At 25.4% G+C, this 23,875-nt stretch carries 23 protein-coding genes and 1 pseudogene; 12 read left to right on the plus strand and 12 right to left on the minus strand.

Annotation, left to right across the window (positions count from 1 at the left end):
• The first annotated feature begins 187 nt into the window (after positions 1 to 187).
• The 4 genes from MBORA_RS04905 to MBORA_RS04920 all read left to right on the plus strand — a co-directional run bounded on the left by MBORA_RS04905 (position 188) and on the right by MBORA_RS04920 (position 3,105).
• Entirely contained in the window at positions 188 to 847 is a 660-nt protein-coding gene (locus MBORA_RS04905) for an ImmA/IrrE family metallo-endopeptidase (protein ID WP_052331763.1), read from the plus strand.
• A gap of 22 nt (positions 848 to 869) precedes the next feature.
• On the plus strand, positions 870 to 1,082 hold the full coding sequence (locus tag MBORA_RS04910; RefSeq protein WP_052331762.1) for a hypothetical protein: 213 nt from the start codon (positions 870 to 872) through the stop codon (positions 1,080 to 1,082).
• A gap of 158 nt (positions 1,083 to 1,240) precedes the next feature.
• Positions 1,241 to 1,885, plus strand: coding sequence for a hypothetical protein (locus MBORA_RS04915; protein WP_063720317.1), 645 nt, complete (start codon positions 1,241 to 1,243; stop codon positions 1,883 to 1,885).
• A 212-nt stretch (positions 1,886 to 2,097) separates the two neighbouring features.
• Positions 2,098 to 3,105 (plus strand): GNAT family N-acetyltransferase, encoded by a 1,008-nt coding sequence (locus MBORA_RS04920; RefSeq protein ID WP_042692345.1) that lies wholly within the window; start codon positions 2,098 to 2,100, stop codon positions 3,103 to 3,105.
• On the opposite strand, the gene MBORA_RS04925 is transcribed toward MBORA_RS04920, so the two are convergent.
• The 3 genes from MBORA_RS04925 to MBORA_RS04935 form a co-directional block, all read right to left on the minus strand.
• A complete protein-coding gene (locus tag MBORA_RS04925; RefSeq protein ID WP_082853386.1) occupies positions 3,102 to 3,896 on the minus strand; it encodes an amidohydrolase family protein in 795 nt (264 codons plus the stop codon). The two genes, MBORA_RS04920 and MBORA_RS04925, sit on opposite strands and share 4 nt — an antisense overlap.
• 19 nt (positions 3,897 to 3,915) lie before the next feature.
• Positions 3,916 to 4,716 (minus strand): FHA domain-containing protein, encoded by an 801-nt coding sequence (locus MBORA_RS04930; protein ID WP_042692341.1) that lies wholly within the window; start codon positions 4,714 to 4,716, stop codon positions 3,916 to 3,918.
• A gap of 433 nt (positions 4,717 to 5,149) precedes the next feature.
• Positions 5,150 to 5,494 carry a hypothetical protein gene (locus tag MBORA_RS04935; protein WP_042692339.1) on the minus strand — a complete coding sequence of 115 codons (345 nt, stop codon included), beginning with the start codon at positions 5,492 to 5,494 and terminating at the stop codon, positions 5,150 to 5,152.
• A 241-nt stretch (positions 5,495 to 5,735) separates the two neighbouring features.
• On the opposite strand from MBORA_RS04935, the gene MBORA_RS04940 reads away from it, so the two are divergent.
• Positions 5,736 to 6,677 carry a tetratricopeptide repeat protein gene (locus MBORA_RS04940; protein WP_042692337.1) on the plus strand — a complete coding sequence of 314 codons (942 nt, stop codon included), beginning with the start codon at positions 5,736 to 5,738 and terminating at the stop codon, positions 6,675 to 6,677.
• Between the two features lie 2 nt (positions 6,678 to 6,679).
• On the opposite strand, the gene MBORA_RS04945 is transcribed toward MBORA_RS04940, so the two are convergent.
• The 8 genes from MBORA_RS04945 to MBORA_RS04980 are packed head-to-tail and all read right to left on the minus strand — an operon-like array spanning position 6,680 to position 17,695.
• Positions 6,680 to 8,044, minus strand: a complete 1,365-nt coding sequence (locus MBORA_RS04945) for a tetratricopeptide repeat protein (RefSeq protein ID WP_063720319.1) — start codon at positions 8,042 to 8,044, stop codon at positions 6,680 to 6,682.
• A gap of 27 nt (positions 8,045 to 8,071) precedes the next feature.
• Positions 8,072 to 8,389, minus strand: coding sequence for a hypothetical protein (locus tag MBORA_RS04950; protein WP_042692335.1), 318 nt, complete (start codon positions 8,387 to 8,389; stop codon positions 8,072 to 8,074).
• Positions 8,390 to 8,397: 8 nt separating this feature from the next.
• A complete protein-coding gene (locus MBORA_RS04955; protein ID WP_052331759.1) occupies positions 8,398 to 9,162 on the minus strand; it encodes a metallophosphoesterase in 765 nt (254 codons plus the stop codon).
• Between the two features lie 20 nt (positions 9,163 to 9,182).
• Complete coding sequence (locus MBORA_RS04960; protein ID WP_063720320.1) at positions 9,183 to 11,696, minus strand: Hsp70 family protein; 2,514 nt, start codon at positions 11,694 to 11,696, stop codon at positions 9,183 to 9,185.
• 29 nt (positions 11,697 to 11,725) lie between these two features.
• Positions 11,726 to 12,337, minus strand: coding sequence for a co-chaperone GrpE (locus MBORA_RS04965; RefSeq protein ID WP_042692327.1), 612 nt, complete (start codon positions 12,335 to 12,337; stop codon positions 11,726 to 11,728).
• A gap of 21 nt (positions 12,338 to 12,358) precedes the next feature.
• The gene (locus tag MBORA_RS04970; protein ID WP_042692325.1) at positions 12,359 to 13,732 is read right to left on the minus strand and encodes a hypothetical protein; all 1,374 of its coding nucleotides are present in this window, start codon (positions 13,730 to 13,732) and stop codon (positions 12,359 to 12,361) included.
• 21 nt (positions 13,733 to 13,753) lie between these two features.
• The gene (locus MBORA_RS04975) at positions 13,754 to 15,367 is read right to left on the minus strand and encodes a serine/threonine-protein kinase (protein WP_042692322.1); all 1,614 of its coding nucleotides are present in this window, start codon (positions 15,365 to 15,367) and stop codon (positions 13,754 to 13,756) included.
• 30 nt (positions 15,368 to 15,397) lie between these two features.
• Positions 15,398 to 17,695, minus strand: a complete 2,298-nt coding sequence (locus tag MBORA_RS04980) for an ATP-dependent Clp protease ATP-binding subunit (RefSeq protein ID WP_063720321.1) — start codon at positions 17,693 to 17,695, stop codon at positions 15,398 to 15,400.
• Between the two features lie 243 nt (positions 17,696 to 17,938).
• On the opposite strand from MBORA_RS04980, the gene dtd reads away from it, so the two are divergent.
• From dtd to MBORA_RS05010, 7 genes and pseudogenes are all read left to right on the plus strand, one after another.
• A complete protein-coding gene (dtd, locus tag MBORA_RS04985) occupies positions 17,939 to 18,379 on the plus strand; it encodes a D-aminoacyl-tRNA deacylase (RefSeq protein WP_042692319.1) in 441 nt (146 codons plus the stop codon).
• Between the two features lie 98 nt (positions 18,380 to 18,477).
• Positions 18,478 to 18,702 carry a hypothetical protein gene (locus MBORA_RS10970; RefSeq protein ID WP_197017418.1) on the plus strand — a complete coding sequence of 75 codons (225 nt, stop codon included), beginning with the start codon at positions 18,478 to 18,480 and terminating at the stop codon, positions 18,700 to 18,702.
• 105 nt (positions 18,703 to 18,807) lie between these two features.
• Positions 18,808 to 19,314, plus strand: a pseudogene (locus MBORA_RS10980) (Na+/H+ antiporter NhaC family protein).
• A 625-nt stretch (positions 19,315 to 19,939) separates the two neighbouring features.
• Positions 19,940 to 20,860 (plus strand): hypothetical protein, encoded by a 921-nt coding sequence (locus MBORA_RS04995; RefSeq protein ID WP_042692315.1) that lies wholly within the window; start codon positions 19,940 to 19,942, stop codon positions 20,858 to 20,860.
• A gap of 18 nt (positions 20,861 to 20,878) precedes the next feature.
• The gene (locus MBORA_RS05000; RefSeq protein WP_042692312.1) at positions 20,879 to 22,018 is read left to right on the plus strand and encodes a toxic anion resistance protein; all 1,140 of its coding nucleotides are present in this window, start codon (positions 20,879 to 20,881) and stop codon (positions 22,016 to 22,018) included.
• Positions 22,019 to 22,032: 14 nt separating this feature from the next.
• Positions 22,033 to 22,557, plus strand: coding sequence for a hypothetical protein (locus tag MBORA_RS05005; protein ID WP_063720323.1), 525 nt, complete (start codon positions 22,033 to 22,035; stop codon positions 22,555 to 22,557).
• Positions 22,558 to 22,750: 193 nt separating this feature from the next.
• Positions 22,751 to 23,029 carry a zinc-ribbon domain-containing protein gene (locus MBORA_RS05010; RefSeq protein WP_042692306.1) on the plus strand — a complete coding sequence of 93 codons (279 nt, stop codon included), beginning with the start codon at positions 22,751 to 22,753 and terminating at the stop codon, positions 23,027 to 23,029.
• A 173-nt stretch (positions 23,030 to 23,202) separates the two neighbouring features.
• Here the strand turns inward: MBORA_RS05010 and MBORA_RS05015 are convergent, their stop codons facing one another.
• Positions 23,203 to 23,592, minus strand: coding sequence for a hypothetical protein (locus MBORA_RS05015; protein ID WP_063720324.1), 390 nt, complete (start codon positions 23,590 to 23,592; stop codon positions 23,203 to 23,205).
• Positions 23,593 to 23,875: the final 283 nt, after the last annotated feature.

The following is a 23,875-nucleotide window of genomic DNA, read 5'->3' on the forward strand; positions in this document are numbered from 1 at the left end:
ATATTATACAACCGAAAATCAGTTAATTAACTTATTTAAAGATAAATTTTATGAAATTATTGGCTTCAAATCATTTTATGAAAATTGGCTAAACCTATATGGTAAAAATTTTTAGAGAAAAACTATAAATGAATTAGCATCTAAATGTAGGAGAAAATGGAATATAAATATTGATGAATCAATTGATATGTTTTCACTTTCAATAAATAAAATTAAAAATTTAACTATAGTTTTTAAGAAAATGGAAAATAATTTATCTGGTGCATCTTTAAAATTAACTAATGAAAATATTATTTTTGTTAATTCTATTCATACAAAGGGAAGACAATCTTTCACAATAGCTCATGAAATATATCACTTAAAATATGATGATAAAACTTTTAATCTTTGTGGAATAAAATCTGATGATGAAATTGAAAAAAGGGCAGATCTTTTTGCATCATGTTTATTAATGCCTCATGATGCAATAGAAAGATATAAAATAGATAATAATATTAAAAAATGGAATTTGGACAGTATTATTGATGCAGAACAATATTTTCAAATATCACATCAGGCACTTTTATGGAGAATTAGACATTATTTGGATGATATTGAATATGATGAATATATGTCTTATAAGAAAAATATTAAATATAATGCTTTAATTAGAGGTTATGATTTAAGTTTATACACTCCTTATTTAAATAAGGAATATTTAACTATAGGAAACTATATTAAACTAACGGAATTAGCTTTTGAAAATGAATTAATATCTTGTGGTAAAAAGGATGAATTATTATTAGATGCTTTTTGTGAACATATGGTGTATAATTTCAATGATAATGAATCATTAGAATGGGAGTAGATTATGAAAAAATGTACTTTCTATGATTATAGCAAGTAATAATACTAAAGATGTTATGCCATATGTAGAGAAATATAAATTGGAAAGAATTAGTACTGGAGATATTTTAATGATGGCATTGGAAAAAGGCATTATTACCGAAGATTATGGAAATAAAATGTGGTCTAAAATGTTAAAACATAATCGCTGGTTAAATGCTAATAATTTTACAAGCTATTTAAAAAGAAATAAATAATTTATATTTTATAATCTTAAACTTATTATTTTTTCATTTTTCAATAATTATCATGTTTTATTGTATATTATTTTGGTTTTTAACATATTATTTAAATATTAAAAAATATAACATATTATTAATTTTTAACAAAAAATCAAGTAAAAGGAGTGTTTTAAATGAAAATGAAATATTTAATTATTTGTATACTATCTATAATTGTTTTAATATCATTTGTTAATGCTGTAGATAATGATACTTATGAAGTTATATCATCAGACAATAATACTAATGATACACTTTCAGTTGATAAAAACATTAGCAAATTAAAGAATAATAATAGCGAAGAATCAGTAATATTAACTCCAATTATTAAAATAAATCCAAATATCCTTAGGGGCCATGCAAAAGATAAAGTTAAAGTTTCTGTAAATGTGAATGCTAAATTTAATGATGTTGAACATAAAGTTAAGATTGGAAAATTATCATTAATTAAAAATGGCAAAACAATTAAAACAATTGACTTATCTAAAAATAACCAACCAATTAAATTCATGATAACACTTAAAAAAGGAGATAAATATCAATTAGAATATGAAGGAGCTAGTGATCACTCCGGTGAAATTGAATTTACATACAAAGATGTACAAGAAAAGATTCCAATTAAAATAAAAGACAAAAAAATAAATAAAGATTCTAAAAAAGAACCAAAAAAGAAGGTTAAAAAAACTAAAAAAAATAATCATATACCTACTGTTGGTTTTCCAATAACTATTTTAGTTGTTGCAATTATTGGAATTCCATTTGTATTAAGGAAAAAATAATTTAATATTTTTTTCTTTTTCTACTATTTTTTAAAGAATTTATCAGAGTATTACTTTTATTTTTAGCATTATTTTACTTTATTTTTTTATTCCTAAAATTTACTTAGTAATACTTCTAGAAATTAGGAATAGCTAATTAAAAATAAATAAATAAACGAATAATTTAAATATAACTAATTTTAATAAATAAAATACAAGTTAGAAGTGATTTTATGAATTATTTAAAACGTGACGATAATACACAAAGAATCTTTTTAACGGAATCCGCCCTTAATGTTGAGGATATACTCAAAGAGAAGTATGATTATATTTGGGATGCTATTAATGATGAAAACTTTATTTTAAAAAGTCCTGAATGCAATTTATTTAAAGAATTACTTTATGATAATAAGGTTGTAGGATTTTGTTCTTATGATTTTTCAAGACAATTTATGACTGTTGCACTGAATAACATCTATATATTGCCTAATTTTCGACGAAAAGGAATATTTTATCGGGAGCTTAAAAAGATTATAGAAACACATCAAAAACCAAGTATTGTTGAGCCAACACATTTGATTGTTGAAATACTAATTAAATATGGATTTGCTCAAAAAATTAATGATAATATAGTAGTTAGTGCTATTGAATTTGTAATTCCTGGCCATAATGTAATAACGGATTGTGATTATAATGACTCAGAAGAGTTATCCACACACTTTTACGATTTAAACATGTCAGCTAGTATTCATTTTCTTGATTTAAAAAATGCTTCAATAGCTTATAGCTCACCATTAAATTATGATATAATTCATTATAATGCCTTAGAAAACAGAGCAAAAATAGATGAGGATTATATTAAAGAAATTCAAAAGTATTTCATTGAAAATGAAGAAGAAATTTTAAATTTAGTTCAAGAATTAGAAGAAGGATTACCATTAAAAAAATATACTCTAGATGAAATTATTGGGGAAGATGATGAATTATCATTTTATATGGAAACATTACTTGATGATGCACATACTAATTACGCTAAGCTTTTGAAAATTAAAGAACAAATCAGAAATGAATATGAAGAAGAAAAACTCTTAGATGAATCATTATTAATACGTCTAGAATATTTGTTAAACGATAATAAAACTCCTACAATAACTTCACATAGTGAGACATGCCCTTACTGTAATATGCCTACTGATAATCATGATCGTTTTTGTCATTTCTGTGGACTTAAATTAATTTAAATACCAAGAATTTTAGCAGCATTTTCATATAGTATCATCTTTTTTTCATTAGTTGTAAGTTCAATTTTATTAAATAATTTCATTTCACTTTCAGATTCCCACATAGGATAATCAGTTCCCCACAATACTTTATCAACACCATATGCATAGATTAATTTTTTTGCAGTTTCTGAGGATAAATTATACAAACTAGAACTTAAATCAACAACAAGATTAGGAGTTCCTGCAAGTTCTTCTGTTGCTTTTTCCCACATACTCCAACCAGCAAAATGAGCACCAATAATTAACATATCTGGAAATTTTTTAAGAAATGGTTTTAATTGTTTAGGATTTGAGTAGTTATATCTATAATCCCCACAATGAAGCATAAGAGGAACATTACCACTATTTATAACTTCACCTAATTTAAATGCAGATTCACTATCTAGTGAAAATTGCTGAAAATCAGGATGAAGTTTAACTCCTTTAAGTCCAAGTTCAAGTAAATGTTCAAAATCTCCTTCAATATCTTCACTATTTGGATGTAAAGTTCCAAAGCCTGTAAAAAGTCTTTTGTGAGATTTTACCTCATCACTTATAAATTCATTTATAGATCTTACTTGATTAGGAGTTGTTGCAACTGAGTGAACTAAATAATGTGTAACACCAACTTTTTCACCATCTTGAATAAGATTATCACTCATACCATTTAATGACATATCAAGATTATAAAAGTTTCTTATTCCTTCAACAGCTCGTGATGCAATTTTTTTAGGATATATATGACAATGTGCATTGATAATTTTTCTCATATTAATCTCCATTTATTAATTAAAAAGAACAATATAAAATAGCTGCTCCAGATCCTCTTGATAACTTTAAAAAGGAATTATTTTTTAATTTAGTAATCTTTCCTTTTTGAACTTTTTTATCTGCGATAAATGTTCCATTTGAACTTGCTTCATCTAAAATACACCATTTATCATTTTTATAAAATAATTTTAAATGGGGTTTAGAAACATTGGAAACTGTAGTATAGCTATTGTCTAAAAGAATTGTAAAGGATGCTAAATCATTAAGATTATAATTATCTTTTCTACCTATTAAATAAACTTCATTTTTATGAATTTTAAATGTTTTACCCTTATCAACACCATTAAAAATTGTTAAAACACAATATTCATTATCCTTAAAGTGTTGATTAGTTTTATATAAATCAAAAAATGAAAGAAGTTCTTCTGATAAAAAAGTTATTTCTAAGAAAAGATCTTCAAATGCATCTTTTTTTAAAATGTATCCTTTAACATTACGTTTACCTATTTTATTTGGCACTTCTTTTTTAATATTTACTTCTTTAATTAAATCTGCTTCAAGAAGTTGTTTTAAGTGTTGGCCTAGCATTTGAGGTGTAATACTAATATTATAATTATTTAATAGAAAAGTATTGATTTCACGTGAGTATAATGGATCATTTTTAAAAGAATTATATTTATCCATATTCTTTTTTTGGAATTCTTTTAAAATTTCTAATATTGCAAATCTAACATTATTATTAACTGCAGCTAATTTAGTTGAAATTAAATTAGAATCAGAGTTTCTAATTAGTGTTTTTATCCGTTTTATATCACTCATAATTTAACCTCTATTAGTGAAAATTCATCAACTAATATCTAATTATTAAAAAACACTTATTTATAATTATTTGACTTCTTATAAATTGTTAAAGATAATTATAAATTTTAAATAAAGATAGGTTTAAAGAATAATATAATTGTTAAAAAAAGGATAGCCTTTTAGTTCTGAAATACTTTTATCATGTAATTTTTCATTTTCCTTTTCTGCTATGATTCTCATGATTTTTGCTCGTTCTTTTTTGTAGCAATTTCATCTTGTAATGCTTCTATTTTAGCTTTTTTATGATTAAAAACAGTAACAAATTTAATTTGTCATTAAGCAAATCTTCATTTCATTTCCATTAGGTTCACTACAATGTGCATCAAGATCATTTGGATCAAAGCTTTTATCCTTCCATTGTATTAAAATCTTGTGCTTGGGGAGTATATTTTTAATAAATAAATATTAGTTTTGATTTTTTATAGTTTGTTGGTGCTGTAATATTCTTATATTGTTCTACGGCTTGTTCTAAATCCATATAATTTGATAAATTTAATAATAATATTCCAATACTTGTATTTTTAATTCTTGAAGCCAAATTTCCTAATTTATTTGTTTTATACCATAACCAATTGTTAATATTGATATTATCAGAACATTCAGACAGTTCATTATATTCTATTTTAGTTTGATGAAGTTGGTTTAATGCATCCTCCCATTGATTTCCACGATATAATGTTTTAGAATTAATCAATTCAAGAACTGTATCTATACTTTTCAATGTAATTAATGACATTGTGTCAGTTAATAGTTTTTTGTTAGTTCTCTTGTCACATAAAAAGAATTTAAATACTTACTTTTTTTTAATAAACTAATAGAATATTTCTTAGAATATATTTTATGCAAATCTATCTAAAATAATAGCCTAATATTTAAACTTATTTAGAGAAATTCTTAATGAACTTATTTATTTTACAATCAAATAATGCATATAATTTAATATTAGTTACTTATAAAAAATTAAACAGGTGTTGTAGATGATTAATCATAAAATAATTAATGCATTAGAATTTATGCAATATGATTATGAAAAAGCATTAAAACTATTTAATGAAGTTTTAGAAGTTGAACCAACAAATATTGAGGCAATTAATGGCAAAGGTTCAACTTTAATGAAATTACATAAAATGGATGAAGCAGAAAAATATTTTGATTATTCATTATCCATAATTGAAAACTCATCTGCCTTAATAAACAAAGGAATATTAAGTAAAAATAAACAAGATTATGAAAATGCTTTAATCTATTATAATAAAGCGATTGAAATAGATTCAAACCTCAATAATATTATATCAATCTTAAAAAATGAAGTCATGGAAAAATTAGATATGGATTATGTAATAAACTTAGGCAATTTTAATCAAGAAGCTAAAATATTAATTAAAAAAGGTATTATATATGAAAAATCAGGGAAATTATGGGATGCATGGGATTGTTTTTTAAAAGCAATTGAAAAAGATGTTACCTGTGAAAATTTAATTGATCCATTTATTAGTAAAATTAAAACAATAATCAAAAATGAATTTTTATTTAAAACACCACAATTAGATAATGCAAAAAAAGATAAATTAAAAAATGTAATCCTTAAAACACTGTTCATAGAAGAAGATTTAGAAAAAGCATTATCACTATTAAATGAAATTTTAAGAGGTAATAGTAATGATTTAGATGCCCTTAACTATAAAGGATGCATATTATTTTATTTTGATGAAACTGAAAAATCTCTTGAATGTTTTGATAAATGCCTAAAAATTGATAATACAGATATTTATGCATTATTTAATAAAGCTCTTGTTTTAAGAAGTAGTAATAAACTACCTGAAGCTTTAATTTGTTTTGATAAACTTTTAGACTATGATGAAACATATAATAAAGCTAAAGCATATCAACTTGAAATACTTGGGAAATTAATAATCTAATTTTATTTTTCATATTCTTTTTTAAACTGTCTAACTAAACTAATATCATCATTTGCAATTATACTAAAAATCCCATTAGATAAAATTTTATTAATGTTATCTACCCTATCTTCAAGTGATAGAACTTTTTTTGTTTCTAATTGTATTCCCTCGTAGTTTGGATTTCTATTAAAATCTTCTTTGAACTGTTGTTTAATTTCATATCTCCATTTTCTAGGAATAAAACCTTCTAAAATTGAAGTAATGTCCTCAGCATAGCTATTACCTAACTTAATATAATATTTAATTATTTTTTTGTCTTTTTTATCAAATCTATTTAATAATGCATTAAAAGATCCATAATTTTGATAACCAAATGGTAAAAATCTACCTTGAACTGTATGAGCACAGTATTCATTCATAAGAATATTAAACTTATTATTAAACATACAGTAATCAGATATAGCTTCAATTGCATCTGTTTTGTCACTATTCCAAATATACATTAAAGATTGAGTGATTATTTCTGAAAGAATATGGTGTGTTAATTCATGAATAAGTGTAGATATTTGATCTGCTTTACTTAATCTATCATCTATCCTAATGATATTATAGCTATAGCTACCTAATTCTATCCCTTTTGTTTTGTATTCAATATCTGTATAAGATAATATTAGAAGAGTAATCTTTTTGAATATGTCAATTTCATCTAAATTTATATTTTTTTCCTTTAGTATCTGTTTAAAATTATTTTTTCCCGATTTTTTAATCTTTAATAATATTTTATTATACTCATCAACTGTTAAAGTATTTTTAAATAATAATTTAATTCGCTTTTCAGTGAATATATTTTTAAAGTGATTTAAATCTGTTAATGTAGTTAAACCTTCTTTTTTGTTTAAATCAACACTATTAAATTCAGCCGTATATTTATCTATATCTTCAAAAGTACCCATATTATTAAAAGAATTCAACAAATCTTCAATTTTAATTTTATTTATTTTTTCTGACTGGGTCTTTTTATCATTTGAAAGTGTTTTTTTAAGGTTATTCTTTATTTTTATAGCTTCTTTATTATCAGGATAAATATTTAAAGCAATATTACAATATAATAAAGCTTTTTTATAGTTTTTAGATAAACATAATAAATAAGCTTTTCCACTCCATGCAAAAGAATGTTGGTTATCAATTTTTAAAGCATTATTAAATGAGTTATATGCATTTTCAAAGTCTTTTAATTTTATTTGGCAAAAACCAAAAAAAACCCAAGAATCAGCATTTTCATTATTTTTTGATAATGCAATTTGAAAATTATCTCTGGCTTGTTTATAATTTCCTAATTCAAGATCTTTAATTGCTTTTATTAATAATTCATCATTGTCATTCATTTCATTCACAAACTAAATAAAGATTATTTAAAATAGATCAAATCTGAGCATGTCTATTGGGACATTAGATATAACTAGATAAAATATTATTATTCCTAATGTTAATCCAATTAAATACAATGTAAATAAACCAAAAGGCCTTGTTCTTGCTCCATCTTGATGCCAATCAAATGCAGTGACTATTTGTAATCCACATATTGCAGAAAAAAATAATGACCACCAATAAGAAGACACAATAAAAGAAATATCATAAACTCTAATGAATATACTTATTAAGAATAGAATAATTGCATATACAGCAGTTTGTTTTGCCATCTTTTTTATAAATTTTTGTTCTTCATCCATTTTTTCACCTATTTAACGTATAAAAACTTTATATTATCTACTAAATCATCCATATTATTAATTGGTTCACTTAAATCAATATCTAAATATGCTTTATTGTCTGTTGCGAAACTAGAAGATAAAATCATTTGATTACCATAAATTAAAAATCCATCAACTACCGTATGACCAACAACCATACACTTTGAACCAACAATTTTTAAGAAATTATCCACATCATTTTCATTGTAATCATTGTCAAAACGATTCCATAAAAAATCGTGAAGAGATTTAAAGTCATAATCATTTTTGAAAATCTTATTAAAATCATTCATTGATTTTATTGATTTAGAAGGTCCAGTATGGGATATAAAAATTCCATTATTTGTTTTAACAAAATAAGGCATTCTTTTGAAAAAATTTATATAATTAGATAAATAAGGCTCTAATTCTCCTTTTTTATCTGATATTAACTTTTCAAATTCATAAGTTTGATTTTGAAAACCTTTGAATATATTAGTTCCAATAATATGGCTCCATTCATGATTACCTAAAAGAGGATGAAAATTAGGATATTTTTTAAATTTATCAATCACGTCCTCAATAATTTCAATAGAATAGTCATTTTCATCAATTGAATGAATAAAATCACCAACAAAAACTATATGATAATTAGGATCATAACAATCCCATAAATCAATGTATTTTTCATAGTCTTCAAGATTTCCATGTAAATCAGTGACAATTAAAAGACGTCCTTTACTTGGTAGTTTAATAAATTTATCTTTTATCATAGTTATCCCAATTAAATACCTTAATCATCACGACCTACGCCACCAGGATTAAATATGCCTGGTGTTCCATCAAATTCATTTCCTAGGCCTTGTTCTAATTCAAGAAGTTGTTGGAAAACATTAAACATCATTTCTTCATCTTCATCCTGAATAGCTTTAAAACCTTTTTCTTTTAATTCTTCAACAATGAATAAATGTTCTGTTTTATATTCACCATTTAGCATTATGAAAAGTAGGGATGCTTTAAGCATTTCAATTGGATCTGCCATTTGAGCTATAAGATTAATTAATTGATCTCTTAATTGTATTGCCATAAATAAATCATTATTTTTAATTGCTTCATCTATACCATTAGAAATCTTTTCAAATTGGGCTTTTTGTTCAGGAGTTCCAGTTTCCTGAATTTCACTTCGTGATTTATCTCTTAAATTCCGAATTTCATCAAATTGATTGAATTCATTTAAGTTTTTTTCAATATTATCTAAAATATCATTTAAATCATTTAAACGCTTATCTGCTTGGATAGCTGCATCTTCATCATTTTCTGCAACATTAATGAAATTATCAATATTATTAATGATATCTTCCTCTTCTATATTTTTCCAATATTCATCAATTACTTCATCATTATTATTGCAACACTCTTCTTTAATTTGATTGAAACGTTGTTTTGCATCTTGATATTTTCTCTTAACATTAGTAACACTTGCTTCTTCAACATCCGGTGTGATTTTAAAAACAAAGGATTGTTCTAAATCAGGAACCATAACATCAAACTTCATTAAACGTGACTCATCAATATCAATTTTAACAGTTATGTCACTTTCCGATTTTAAAGTTTTATTAACGTCAGAACCACTAATATTTAGCTCTCCAACTTTTGTATTTCTAGAGGCTACTTCAGCTGTTCCATTATAAAGGGGCATTGATATAAATGTCGAATCATCTCCTTTTATAACATCAGATTTTGTTTTAAATACTTCTCTTGAAACATAAGGTAATTCTACACCTTCTTTAGCTAATATGAATAATGAATCATCAAATAAACCTAAACCCAATGTATGTGGTAGTATAGGTGTTCCAGCAACAGCTTGGCAGTTATAAATAATAGCATTTGGTGAATTTTCATCAATTTCAACTAAACTACCATCAAATCCATATAAATTAATTGAATATTCATTTAAATCATTTTCAGGCATTAATTCAAGATCGAAATATCCATCAGATTCAACTGGTACTTTTCCAGTAGTTGTTTCTGTTTTAACATTAATAGCTTCAATATAAAATCCATCAAAATCATTTATATTTTCAGAAAATATCCTACCTGAAACAAAAAATTCTTCATTTCTTGGACCAGTAGCTGAATAATTTAATTCAATACCTATTTTATCAGATTCTACTACATCATTTGAAGGTTTAATTAAAGTTCCTGCATATATTGCTGCTCCCTTTGCAACAACAGTTACTGGATCAATATCAAATTTAAGAGGAATGTTGAATTCATTTTCTAAACTTTCTCTTATAATTGGACTAAGAGTGGAACCACCTACTAAAATAATATTATCAATATCATTTATAGTTAAAGAAGCTTTGTTTAATGCTTTATTACAATGATTAATGGTTCTTTTAATATATGAACTCATTATATCTTTAAGCTCGTCTCTTGTTAAAATATAGTCAAAATCATATACATCATTGTCATGAACTAAAAGATTTTCAACAAAAATGTCTGTATAATCTAAAGTTGATAAATCTTTTTTAGCCTGTTCTGCTGCACCTTTAAGTTTTGCAAAAGCCCTAATATACTTTTGATTTTTTCTATTAAAATCAAAAATCCCTAAATCATCGCTTATTTTTTTAGCAAAAATATTATCTACAATATCCCAATCAATTAACTTTCCACCTAAATATTCATCACCTGAATGAGACACATGTTCAAATTCATCATCATTTAATCTTACAATTGATACGTCAAAAGTACCTCCACCTAAATCATAGATTAGCCATATTCCTTCTTCATCTTCTGATGCGTTTTTACCATATGCATAGGCAGCTGCAACAGGTTCCATGATTAAAGGATGATACTCGAATCCTGCAAGTTTTGCTGCTTTATTAGTTGCTAATGTTTTAGTAGGGCCAAAATCCGCAGGAACAGTAATAACAACTGAATCAATATCTTGATTTAATTGCTTAAAAACTGAATTTTTTAATTCTTTTAAAACTTCTGCAGACAATTCTTCAGGTAATAATTCACGACCCGAATCTTGAAAAACATAAGGTTTAGGAATTCCCATTCTAAGCTTAAATTCTGAAAAAGCATTTTTAGGATCACTTAATGCTTGTCTTTTTGCTTTTTCACCAACTAACATTGTACCTCTTTTATCGATTGCCACAGCAGAAGGTGTGAAATTTGTATTACTAGTGAAATTAGGAATAATAGGTGCGTCATTGCCATCGACTCGTGCAATGATAGATGTAGTTGTTCCTAAATCAATACCAAAATCAACTGTGTTTGTTCTTAATTTTTTTGACATTTAATCACCATTTAATAAATATTTTAATATTATTTTTTACTATTAGCTAAAGTAACAATAACCTGAGCTCTAGAAATCAATTTATCCTTATAATAAATATCGGGTTTAATAGTTTCTGTAATAGTATTAACCTTATACTGAGGGTCTGTTTCAAAAACTAAAACATCTAAGGACATACCTGGTGTGTATTTTTGACCTGTGCGGTCTTTAACTTCAAAACCGTTTTTTGATAATTTAACCATCAAAGTTTCATAATATCTAGATATTGAATCAATAGGTCTTAAAGAATCTTTGATTACTTTTTGACCTTTTTTAATCTCTATTTCATCTTTAGTATTATTTGATAAAATTTTATCACAATTTTCTAATAAATCATTTAAAAAAGATAATTGGTTTTCATTTTGATACTTTATAGCTGTATTACCAATAGTCCATATAGTAGAAATAAGTTCTACTAAAACATTTTCAATTTCAGGAGGTAATTTTTCATTATTATTTTTTTTATAATTTGATTTTAATCTTTGTTTTTTGATTAAATAGTTATATTCTTTTTTAGAAAGATTATCATTTTGATTTTTATTAATCAACGATTTAATAGAATTAATACCTAATATTTTATTATTTTTAGACTTATCAACCATTATATCACCTAATACGTAAAATTACATCCAAGTACAGTAAACAAAATATGCAAAACTAAGAATTAATATCCATCCAACGAGTTTAATAAAATTTGCTAAATAAATAACTCCTGCTTCAAATTCATCATTATTAACATTATTATCAGGTTTATCAGTATATGGAATTCCAAGTTCTTTAAAGCTATTTTCTATTTGAACTTCATTTTGAGAGGTATCTAAATCCTGTAAAACTCCATTTAATGTTATAATAGTATATAGGGATTCTGCTTTTGATTGAATGTCTTCACTAATCGAATAATCTACTATAAGATTAAGTATATCTTGTGCTTGATTAATTTTAGTCTCATCATTAAGAACTATATTAATATTATTTATTCCAGATTGTTCTAAATCTAATAAAGTAATCATTTTATTTAGAATAAACAAACAATTATTGTTTCTAATATTCTCAGAAACAGAATTACCATTATAAGAAGTTTTTAAAATAGAAAATAGAGGAAAAAGATTTTCTCTAAGCTCAAAGAGTTCTTTTAATTTTTCATCACTAGAATAAGTAAAATCTGATTCAAAAGAATCTTTGTATTTTTTTATTAAAGAATCAATATATTCTAAGATTTTAGAATTAATATTAGTAATAATATCTTCACTAAAAGAAGAATACTGGATAATTTTTATTGTGTTATTTATCTTATTTACTTGTTGATTGGAAACTTCATATGTGTTTAGCATTTTTTTAATCAATATTAAATTAATATTCAATAAATCATAAGGTAATTCTTTAAATAGTGTATCTACATAATCTTCAGTTAAACGAGGATCATTTAAAGAATTTACTCTTTTTTTAACAAAGTTTTTAAAATTATTTGAATTTAAGGTATCTGCCCAATAGTTTAATCCTAACTCTAAATCATTTAGAAATTCAGAACTATTTTCATTAATAAAGAGATCTAATGATTTAGAATGATGTAAAATAGCTAAATTATGAATTGAAGTAGTATTTAATGAATCAGTCATAGATTGTGTATTCCAGTAAGAAATAGCTCCATCATAATTTTTATCTTTTAAATAATCAACAACTTCTTGTTCTAAAGCAATATCTAATGATTTTGGCCAAAACCATAAAATTTCATCAATAAGTCGAATTCTAACGTTATTTAATCTATTTTTTGCGTTTTGAAAATCAATATATGATGGAGAAGGATCGACTGGTAAAAGAAGATTAATATTACTTTTATCAAAAACTCCTTCTAAGGGTTTTGAATCATCATAATTTTTTCTGTTTCGATAAGCATCAACTTTAGATAAACGATTTTTAATTTTGTTATTTTTACTGGTAATATCTAAACCAAGAATTCTAAAACCATTGTTTCTATATATTTTTTCATCAATATCCATTTAACCACCTAATTTAAATCATTACATTGACAAACCTCGTTTCCATAAAGATACTTTTGATGAATATTTCCTTTTAATATCTTTATCTGAAAGAACAGCAAACTCCATTAATCTTGAAGCTTCAAATATTTTATCAAAGTCCAAATTAGAATCTTTTCTTAATTTCAAAGATTCATTTACAATAGTATTAATTTCATAAGTTTTTAAAATATTAATTATACTAGCATAATTATCTTTAATTATTGAAAACTCACTTATCAATTCTTCAAGAGAATGAACTGCCTCTTTTAAATCATTATTTTCACTTAAATTTAGTAAAAGACTCCATAATGATAAATAACCCTCATATGATTCTTTGAGCTTAGGATTAAATGCAATTGCTTCTTGTAAAAGTTCAATAGCTAGTGAATAATCAGGTTGATTTTGACTATACACTTTAAATGCTTCTTCGATTAATTTTTCATCTGGCATTTCATCTTTCCATAATTTAAGTCTATAGGTATAATTTTCACGAATATATAAATCTGAAATAATAGCTTTTTCAAGAATTTCAATAGCTTCAGATAATTTATTTTCCTTTTTAGCTAATTTAAAAGCTTTATTAAGAACTTCTTCCACCGAATCACTTTTAACTTCTTCTTTATTATTGATATTGTCTGAAGAGGAGTTTTGAGATGTATAAATTGTAGATGTATCGTTTATACCTAACTTTTCCATGTAATTTTTAATAATAGATAAAAGTTCTCCTGCATTTGCATATCTGTCGCGGGGATTAATTGATAAACATTTTACAACAATTTGATCTAAGTCAGATGATATTTCAGGGTTATATGCACTAGGTGGTTCTAATTTGTTTTTCCAAGGTTTTCCAAAAAACATGTCTCCCATATCATAGCGAGTAATATTATATGGAAACGTATTGGTTAATAATTGATAAAATATAACTCCTACTGCATAAATGTCACTCATTGTTGAAAATTTCTTATTAAAACATTCAGGTGCCATAAAAAGCGGAGTTCCAGCAACACTTACTTCAGCTAGTGTTGTAGTGGTTTCTTTAGCAAGTCCAAAGTCTGTGATTTTAATAAGAGGTTTACCTTCATCAAATTCAACCATTAAGTTTTGTGGTTTTAAATCTCTGTGAATTATTTTATCTGGTTTAGCTGAGTGTAAAACATTCAATCCAATAGAAATTTGTTTCATTATATCTAATACTTCAATAATAGGCATTAATTTGTAGTGATTGGAAAATGATTGCCAATATTTCCATAAATCTCCTCCAGCAGCATATTCCATAACAAAGTATGCGTATTTTTCTTCACGCTTTCCTCTTTTCTTTCCAAAATTAAAAAAACCATCTTTATCTTGACCATAAACTGAAATAATACCTGCATCATGGATACTGATAACATTTTTATGTCTAATTAAAGTAGCAACTCTCGCTTCTTCAAAAATACCTTTTGCATTGTTAGAAATTAATGGTTCTTTGTTGATTTTCATTGCTCTTCGATCATCTAAATATCTATGTTTTGCAAGATAAACATCTGCAAAACCACCAGCGCCCAAAAACTTTTCAATTTCATATTGGCCTCTAAAAAATTCTTCAACCATGCGCTTTACTTTATCTTGATTCATATTTACACCTTTTAAACACCTGCAAACGAATTATTTTACTTTAAATTCTAAATTATTATTAATTGCTGAAATTTCAATTATGTCCCCTTTTTTAACTTCACCATTAATTATCATGTCAGATATTGGATATTCAAGCGCTTTTTCCACTGTTCTTTTGAGATATCTAGCTCCAAACTTTTTATTATAGCCTTTATCCACTAAATATTTACAAACTGAATTTTTAACTTTAAGTTCAATCGTTTTTTCACTAAAAAGACGCTCATTTATCTCATCAATATATAATCTAACTAAAGATTCATTATCTGCTTTAGTTAATGGGTTAAATATTATTACATCATCAATTCTATTAACCAATTCTGGTTTCATCACTTGAGCCAAATTATCTAAAATATTTATTGTATTAATATTTTCCTGAGTTTTACCAAATGCTCGATTATAATCCTGATTAGTATCAAGTTGAATATTGGAAGTCATAATGAAAATACAATTCTTTGCATTTACTGTATTACCTTTTCCATCAGTCAAACGCCCCTCATCAAATGCTTGTAAGAATACATCAAATAATTTTGGATGAGCTTTTTCAATTTCATCTAAAAGAATTATAGAATATGGGTTACGTTTAATTGCATTAGTTAAGAACCCTCCTTCATCACTACCCACATAACCTGGAGGCGAACCAATTAATTTAGAAATTGAATGTTCTTCTTTATATTCAGACATATCTATTCTAATTAATGATTTTTCACTATTAAATAAAAAAGTAGATAATATTTTTGATAAATATGTTTTACCCACTCCAGTAGGACCTAAAAATAAAAATACTGCTAGGGGTTTTTCAGGATTATGAATACCTACATAAGCTTTTTTTATTCTATTTGAAACTTTTTCAATAGCTTGATTTTGGCCAATTATTTTTGATTTTAAAAAGCTTTCAATTTTTTGAGCTTTTTCCAATTGGGAAGAATCATTTAATATAGGAATTCCAGTCCAATCTGATATAACATTTCTTACATCTTCTTCACCAACAACTGTTTCAATATGTAGGGAATTTGTAATATCTAATTTAGGAATTAATTTACGAGAACAAGCTTCATCAATTACATCTAATGCTTTATCTGGAAGATTTCTATCTTGAATGTACCTTACAGATAAGTTTACAGCAGAATTAATAGCTTCTTGTGAAATTTTAACATTATGGTAGTCTTCATATTTTTCTTTTAAACCATTTAAAATTAATAATGTGTCATTAATAGTTGGTTCATTTAATATAATAGGCTGGAATCTTCTTTCAAAAGCTGGATCACTTTCAAAATATTTTTTATACTCCAATAGAGTAGTTGCTCCAATTAATACTAAATCACCATTAACTAATGCAGGTTTTATCATATTTGAAGCATTTAAACTTCCATTTGTAGAACCTGCACAAAAAATAGTATGGATTTCATCAATAAATAATATAATATTTGAATTTTCTTTTGTTTCATTAATAAGATCAGTTATTTTTTCTTCAAAATCGCCACGATATTTAGTACCTGCAACTAAAGAAGCCATGTTAATTTCAATTATTTCTTTATCTTTAAGAAAATCTTTTAAACTCCCATCAGAAATTTTAATAGCTAAACCATTAACTAAAGCAGTTTTTCCAACACCCGGCTCACCAATAATTAATGGATTGTTTTTTTTATGTTTATTTAAAGTCCTTACAAGTTGTAATAACTCTTCATTTCTACCAATAAGTGGAGTTAATTTGTTTTGTTTAGCTAGTTGTGTTAAATTTTTACCATGTTTAATTAATATGTGATTTGAGGAGGAGTTTGTAGTTTTATTTTCCATTTTACTATCTAGATGAGTTGTTAATTCATCTAAACTAATACCTTTTTCTTTAAAAAAAATTTTTATAATATTAGTTGGATTAGTAAATATTGCTTTTAAAATATGAATACAACGAACAGTATCACTTTTCATATTAATAGCAATAATTTCTGCTTCAATAAAAACTTTTTTACAAGTTTCAGACCGTTTAAGCATTGGACTTTCAGAGTTAAAATTTCCTTTTTCTATTAATTCACGAATACTTCTTCTAATATTGCTTTGTTCTAGATTAAATCTTGAGAAAAAATCAGTTAATTCATTATTTTCCATATTAATATCATCAGCATATTCTTGATTAAAATTAATATTATTTTCTTTGATTAATAATGCAATTTTTTCAATACTACAAATTCCTATTAATAATTCGTTTTCTGTAAAATATTCTTGTTTAAGAGCACCGGCTTCAGCAGAACCTAATTCCCAAGCTAAATACGAACATTTAGATAATTTAACCATAATATGCCTCCAATGCAGTATTATCACTTAATAAATGTTAATAATAACTTTATTTTTATAAATATATAAATCGAATAAAGTAAATCATTTATATATAAATTATTAAATAATTAGATACTAATTCAAGAATACATTGAATATAATTAATCATATAATGTAATCATTATTTATTTTATATTGTTTTTTAAGTATATAAATTACATAAAACAAAATATTGATAATAAGTTAATTTGTGGAGATACTATGAAATTAGTCATTCAAAGGGTTACAAATGCAAAAGTTGAAGTTGATAATAAAATAACTGGTGAGATTAAAGAAGGACTAATGGTTTTAGTTGGATTTGGACTTAATGACACAACAAGAGAAGTTGATTATCTTGCAAGTAAATTAGTAAAACTACGAATTTTTGAGGATGAAAATGAAAAAATGAACTTATCTATTCGTGATATTGGCGGGAAATTATTACTTGTTCCTCAATTTACATTATACGGGCGAACTAAAAAGAATAGGCCTTCTTTTCACAAAGCACTTAATCCTACTAAAGCAAGCGAATTATTTGATTATTTTGTAGGTATATGCTCAAAGGATGTTCCTGTGGAAACTGGTGTTTTTGGAGCTTTTATGAATGTTAGTTTATTAAATAATGGTCCTGTAACTATTTTATTAGAAAAAGAATTTGATTAATTTTATTTATAATAACGAAATTTAATTAAATTCCATTATTTAACTAAAATTCAATGAATGCAATTCATTTTTAATCATACTCTAAGCACTAATTTTAATTGGGAGTATTAGTTATATATTTTTGGAATGCTATTATTCCAATTGCCACACTAATCATTGGTGCTTTAATTGCGTTTTATTGGAATGGATACACTACCATATTGGCAGGCAAAGATTTAGCATTAATTACTTTAATGAATACCAAATCTTTTTCATTTAATGGAATTTTTGAAGCCCTATCACAATCAGATGCTTCAGTAGCTCTTTTCAAGCAGAACTTTTAGCATCGATTGTAGCTATTGTGATGGGTGTTGGTAGAAAAATATTTACAATTGGTGAAGCTATTTCGACCTGAGTAGATGGTATGAAAACTATCGTTTACTGGTGTTATTTTATTGCTTGCTTGGTCATTAGGTGGAGTTATTGGTGATGTTGGAACTGTTACGTTTCTAGTAAGTGTTTTAAAAGGATCTCTATCGGCATTTATTCTACCTGCTTTAATTTTCATGTTAGGGGCTCTTATTTAATTTTCTACAGGAACAGCTTATGGTACAATGAGTATTTTAATGCCTTTAACAATTCCATTTGGTTGGGCAATAAATCCTGACATGTCATTTGTAATTTTATGTATTAGTGGAGTTTTAACTGGAGCTATATTTGGTGACCATTGTTCTCCAATTTCAGATACAACAATCTTATCCTCAATGGGCTCTAGTTGTAATCATATAGCTCATGTTGATACACAAATTTATTATGCAATATTTGTAGCAATTATAACAATAGTATTTGGTTATATTCCTGCAAGCCTTGGAATTCCATGGTTTATTTGTATTCCAATAGTTATTGTTGTGATGTTTGTTGGTTTAAGGTTACTTGGTGAAAAAGTTAAAGAATAATTGGGTCATAAGACCCAAATCTTTTTTTATCTTCTAATTTTTACAGTAATTTTACGAATTTCTTTGATGGTTGGATTAATAGCTAATATTTTATGTTTTCCAACTTTAAAAGAGTTGATTTACTTTTAACTTTAATTTTAATTTTCTTTTTAGCTAATGCTTTTCCATTTTTATTAAGGAATTTAATTGAAAACTTTTTTTTGTTTAATTGATTTTGATAAAAGTTTTGTTGGTATTGTTGATTTTATAGTGACTAATATTATATGCCACATACATAAAATTTTCATCATCACTAGAACCCATGTTAAAACCTCATGTTTTCCAACATTGTAATTTATATTAAAGTATACAACACCATTGTTATTTGTAATTTTGTCTTTTAAATGGTTTTTGTCTTTTCCAAATATTACTAAAACTTTATTTGCAGGTTTATTATGATTTTTTTCAATTTAACACCTCTAACTGTAGTTATTTTTATTTTATTAAACTGCTTTAAAATGTATTTCTATTTTTAAACGCGAAACTTATTTTTTATAACAATTACTTCCAATTAAATATAAAACTATAAAAGCTCATAATGAAATATAATAATTGTGTATAAGAAGTTTTTATATTTGAGGATATGATGAAGGAAACAAATAATAATGACCTTTTAACAGTAAAAGAAAATGAGATTATAAGATTAGCTACTCCCTTAAAAATTGTAAACTATAAGGCTTATGATCTTGATGACAATCCTATAGATTGCATTGAAACTTTCTCTAATTTAAGATATATAGTTGAACCTAAAAAGGGTATTTTTAGTGATGATGAAATTCTTAAATATGCTGCTAATTCTAAAGCAGCTGCTAAAGTTAGAGTTAAAAGAGGAATAGCAGATATGTATGATTTTAATTTGCTTTACAATAAAGTTCCATGGAAATTAGCTTTATATTATACTCTATTGATTTCTTTTGCATCTCCTATTTTCATTGTTGGAAATATAATGTTTAAGTTGATTTGGATTTTACTGATCTTAATTCCATTTTATAATATTAGAAAAATATTGGCCACTAAAAGGAGTATTGAGTTTAAAAAACCAAATGCAGGTAAAATTAAAAATCCTAGTCAAGATATTAATAAAGATAATCTAAAATATTCATCAAGTATTTCTTCTTTAGTTAAGTATGAAAAGCAGATTATAGGATTAAAAAAGGTATTTTCAATAAAAGAAGAAAAACTGAAACAACTAATTGAAAAACGTTTTGCTCCACCTCAAATTACATATGATAAATTCATATCTACTGTAGATGAAGCACATGAATTATTTTACAACGAAGCAAGAGAAGCATTAGAGATTACTAATTATGCAAATGCAGATACTCAAGAAATAAAAATAGAATTAAAAAATAAAATTAAATTTCTTAAAACTATTATTAAACAAATTGATGATTTAACAACAGAATTACTTGTTAATTTATCCTCAGATGAAAAGTCAAATGAAGAATTAAAAAACTTATGTGAAGATATTGATGATTTAATCAAATCTGTTAAAGATTATGAATAACTAATAAGGAGACATAATATGGCTGAATTTTCCCTTGATGTAGCTGGAATTAAAGAAGAAGTAGAAACTACTTTTAAACAAGAAGAAGAAAAATTACAAAATTCTGAACTTAAAACACAAGCAGATGCAAATGCAATTGCAATATTTGAATCAGATTTAAATAATCCTAATGAAAGAGAAAAAATCTTAAAACCATTAGAAAACTTTGGTTTATCTGACATGTCTAAATCAGCATCTAAAAATGAATTATTATCTACAAGATTTGCTGATTTTAGTAAAAGTGGTGAAGATGCAAATAACATTGGTGATAAACTATCCGAACTTAATATTCAATTGAAAGATTTAGATCCAAGTCATGTTAACTTCGATAAAAAAGGAGTATTAGGAAACTTAATCAATCCCGTTAAAAAATATTTCAATAAATATCAAAAGGCTGAAACAGCTATTGCCAATATTGTCGATTCTTTGGATAAGAGTAGTAAAGTTTTACAAAATGACAATACTACTCTTCTTTCAGAAGAAAACTACTTAAGAGAAACTACAAATAGGATTATGGCTGATATTGAGTTAGGTAAATTAATGGACAATTCTATTGAAGCTCAAATACAAAAAGCTGAACTTGAGGGTGTTGAAGAAGATAAGATTAACTTTGTTCGTGAAGAAATTTTATTCCCACTTAGACAAAGAGTAATGGACTTGCAACAAATGATTGTAATAAATCAACAAGGGATCATATCCTTAAATGTCATTAGAAGAAACAATAAAGAACTTATTCGGGGTGTTACCCGTGCTAAAAATGTTACCATTACAGCACTTAGGACTGGAGCAATGGTTGCAAGTGCGTTATATGATCAAAAAATTACCATGGATAAAATAAAAATACTCAATGATACTACAGGAGACATTATTGAATCAACATCACATATGCTTCATGAACAAGGCAGTGAAATTCAAAAAACAAGTGCAGAAGCCATGATTTCACCTGAAATTTTAATGAATTCATTTAAAGAAGCTTTATTGGCGATTGAAGAAGTAAGTAATTATAAAGAACAAGCTCTTCCTAAAATGAAAGAAACTATTTTGTTATTTAATAATATGGCTCAAGATGGTCAAAAAGTTGTTAATAAACTTGAAACTGGAAATAAATTAATAGAATAATCTTGGTGAACTTAATGAGAATCTCAAAAATAATTTTAAATTCATTATGGGTGTTATTTTCATTCATTCCATTTATAAATGGATTTGGTTTTATTTATATGGGATTAAAAATTAAAAATAATGCATGGATAATCGAAGGTATTACATATGAGCTCCCGTGGTTTTTATTTGTAATTAATGCCTACATGTTTGAAGGTATAAGTTTCATAAATGCACCTTTGATTATTATTATTTTTCTATTATTTGTTATCTGTATTATTAGATCAATTTGGGTTAATTTTAAATATATTAAATTTATTAATGATATAGATGGACCTACTGAAATAAACGTGAGTAATAATGGCAGTATATCTAATAAAAATTCTCATACAGCATCTATTGCATTAGGATATTTCTTTTCAATATTTATAGGTATAATAGGTCTTATTTTTGCTATCTATAATTTAACTCGTGATGATGAAAGCACCAAGATTCATGGAAAAATGCAAATGCTTATTTTGATTGTTTTTAACTTCATGTTATTGTTATTAATGATCTGATCGCTAATATGGGCATAAATAATAAAAATAACTGCTTTAAAGAGAGATTCATACTTAAAAACAATGGCAAAATTAAAACTTTAAACATTTGATAAAAGAGGTTTAACATAATTTTTAACATTGTTCCATATCTTTTATTTTAGTTAGATATAAATATGATTTTATTTATAAATAATAAACAAGATGTGATTCTATGAATGAAAATAAATTTTGTGCAAACTGTGGTTCTCAAATAGATGTAAATGCAGAAGTATGTCCTAGTTGTGGTGTTAGTGTAGCTAAGAAAAAATCATACACATTAACAATTGTTTTAGGATATATCTTTTCCGTATTGGGTGGTTTGATAGGTCTTATTTTAGCTATTTATAATGTGACTCGTGATGATGAAAGTGCTAAGTTACATGGTAAAATTCAACTAATTATTTTTGTTGTTTGGATTATTATAATTGCTATTATGTTTGCAAATACTTGATTTTAAATAATTTAGGGACTGTCAATTTGTTAGCTCTTGTTTTCGTTTTTCGATCCAGCCATCTTTTTGGTGCATTATCTGGTTGAATATCCCTTTTAATGTTCTAAATTTCTTTTTGTATGCTTTGGGCATTGTATTTCCAATGTAATTTTCTATTTGATTGTTAGTACAGTCTAGTTTTCCTTTGTGTCTTTTTTTAAGGAAGTGTATGTATTTTTTGTAATTCTGGGAAGAATTTTTTCTTTAAGTATTTTGCTAGAATTGGTGGATAAGTTTATTAATTTTTCTTTTAGGAAATTGATGTATTCTATTGCTTCTTCGTAGGTTTCTTTTTTGAATAATTTGTAAAATATGCTTAAATATTCGTTGATTTCTATTTTGTAGTTGTTTATCATGTTTTTGGATTGTTTTTTGATTTGTGTTTCTGAGAGTTTAGGGTTTTGTTTTTTTAGATTGCTTTCATATTCTTTGCGTATTTGCTTTAGTTCTTCTCTAAGTTCTTCATTGATATTTAATAATAAATGAAATGTACAGTGTTGGTGATCAAATCCAATTTCTCTCATTATTTTATCATATCCTGGTTTTAAATCCGTTACAATTGCAATGGGCTCTGTTGCTTTGATGCTGTTTTTTATAAAATTTTTTGTTGTTGCAGAATCATTCTTTTTTCACTATATTAACTCTGCAATAGGCATTCGATTAATTAAATCAATATAATCTATGTCTATAATACCATTTTTGCTCAATTCTAATCCATTGTACATCATAAGCAGCATAGCCTGAAAATTTCATATCGGTGTTAACATAATAACAATCCATCGAAAGTTAAAAGAGATTTTCTATATC

The sequence above is a fragment of the Methanobrevibacter oralis genome (assembly GCF_001639275.1).
In the GTDB taxonomy this organism is placed as follows: Archaea; Methanobacteriota; Methanobacteria; order Methanobacteriales; family Methanobacteriaceae; genus Methanocatella; species Methanocatella oralis.

Bases quoted from the DNA above. Each gene is read 5' to 3' on its own strand.
- MBORA_RS04980 (WP_063720321.1), bottom strand. From the start codon at position 17,695: ATGGTTAAATTATCTAAATGTTCGTATTTAGCTTGGGAATTAGGTTCT.
- MBORA_RS04930 (WP_042692341.1), bottom strand. From the start codon at position 4,716: ATGAGTGATATAAAACGGATAAAAACACTAATTAGAAACTCTGATTCT.
- MBORA_RS04955 (WP_052331759.1), bottom strand. From the start codon at position 9,162: ATGATAAAAGATAAATTTATTAAACTACCAAGTAAAGGACGTCTTTTA.
- dtd (WP_042692319.1), top strand. From the start codon at position 17,939: ATGAAATTAGTCATTCAAAGGGTTACAAATGCAAAAGTTGAAGTTGAT.
- MBORA_RS04950 (WP_042692335.1), bottom strand. From the start codon at position 8,389: ATGGATGAAGAACAAAAATTTATAAAAAAGATGGCAAAACAAACTGCT.
- MBORA_RS05005 (WP_063720323.1), top strand. From the start codon at position 22,033: ATGAGAATCTCAAAAATAATTTTAAATTCATTATGGGTGTTATTTTCA.
- MBORA_RS04945 (WP_063720319.1), bottom strand. From the start codon at position 8,044: ATGAATGACAATGATGAATTATTAATAAAAGCAATTAAAGATCTTGAA.
- MBORA_RS04940 (WP_042692337.1), top strand. From the start codon at position 5,736: ATGATTAATCATAAAATAATTAATGCATTAGAATTTATGCAATATGAT.
- MBORA_RS05000 (WP_042692312.1), top strand. From the start codon at position 20,879: ATGGCTGAATTTTCCCTTGATGTAGCTGGAATTAAAGAAGAAGTAGAA.
- MBORA_RS04905 (WP_052331763.1), top strand. From the start codon at position 188: ATGTTTTCACTTTCAATAAATAAAATTAAAAATTTAACTATAGTTTTT.
- MBORA_RS04975 (WP_042692322.1), bottom strand. From the start codon at position 15,367: ATGAATCAAGATAAAGTAAAGCGCATGGTTGAAGAATTTTTTAGAGGC.
- MBORA_RS04935 (WP_042692339.1), bottom strand. From the start codon at position 5,494: ATGTCATTAATTACATTGAAAAGTATAGATACAGTTCTTGAATTGATT.
- MBORA_RS04970 (WP_042692325.1), bottom strand. From the start codon at position 13,732: ATGGATATTGATGAAAAAATATATAGAAACAATGGTTTTAGAATTCTT.
- MBORA_RS04925 (WP_082853386.1), bottom strand. From the start codon at position 3,896: ATGAGAAAAATTATCAATGCACATTGTCATATATATCCTAAAAAAATT.
- MBORA_RS05015 (WP_063720324.1), bottom strand. From the start codon at position 23,592: ATGAGAGAAATTGGATTTGATCACCAACACTGTACATTTCATTTATTA.
- MBORA_RS04915 (WP_063720317.1), top strand. From the start codon at position 1,241: ATGAAAATGAAATATTTAATTATTTGTATACTATCTATAATTGTTTTA.
- MBORA_RS04995 (WP_042692315.1), top strand. From the start codon at position 19,940: ATGAAGGAAACAAATAATAATGACCTTTTAACAGTAAAAGAAAATGAG.
- MBORA_RS04910 (WP_052331762.1), top strand. From the start codon at position 870: ATGATTATAGCAAGTAATAATACTAAAGATGTTATGCCATATGTAGAG.
- MBORA_RS04920 (WP_042692345.1), top strand. From the start codon at position 2,098: ATGAATTATTTAAAACGTGACGATAATACACAAAGAATCTTTTTAACG.
- MBORA_RS05010 (WP_042692306.1), top strand. From the start codon at position 22,751: ATGAATGAAAATAAATTTTGTGCAAACTGTGGTTCTCAAATAGATGTA.
- MBORA_RS04960 (WP_063720320.1), bottom strand. From the start codon at position 11,696: ATGTCAAAAAAATTAAGAACAAACACAGTTGATTTTGGTATTGATTTA.
- MBORA_RS04965 (WP_042692327.1), bottom strand. From the start codon at position 12,337: ATGGTTGATAAGTCTAAAAATAATAAAATATTAGGTATTAATTCTATT.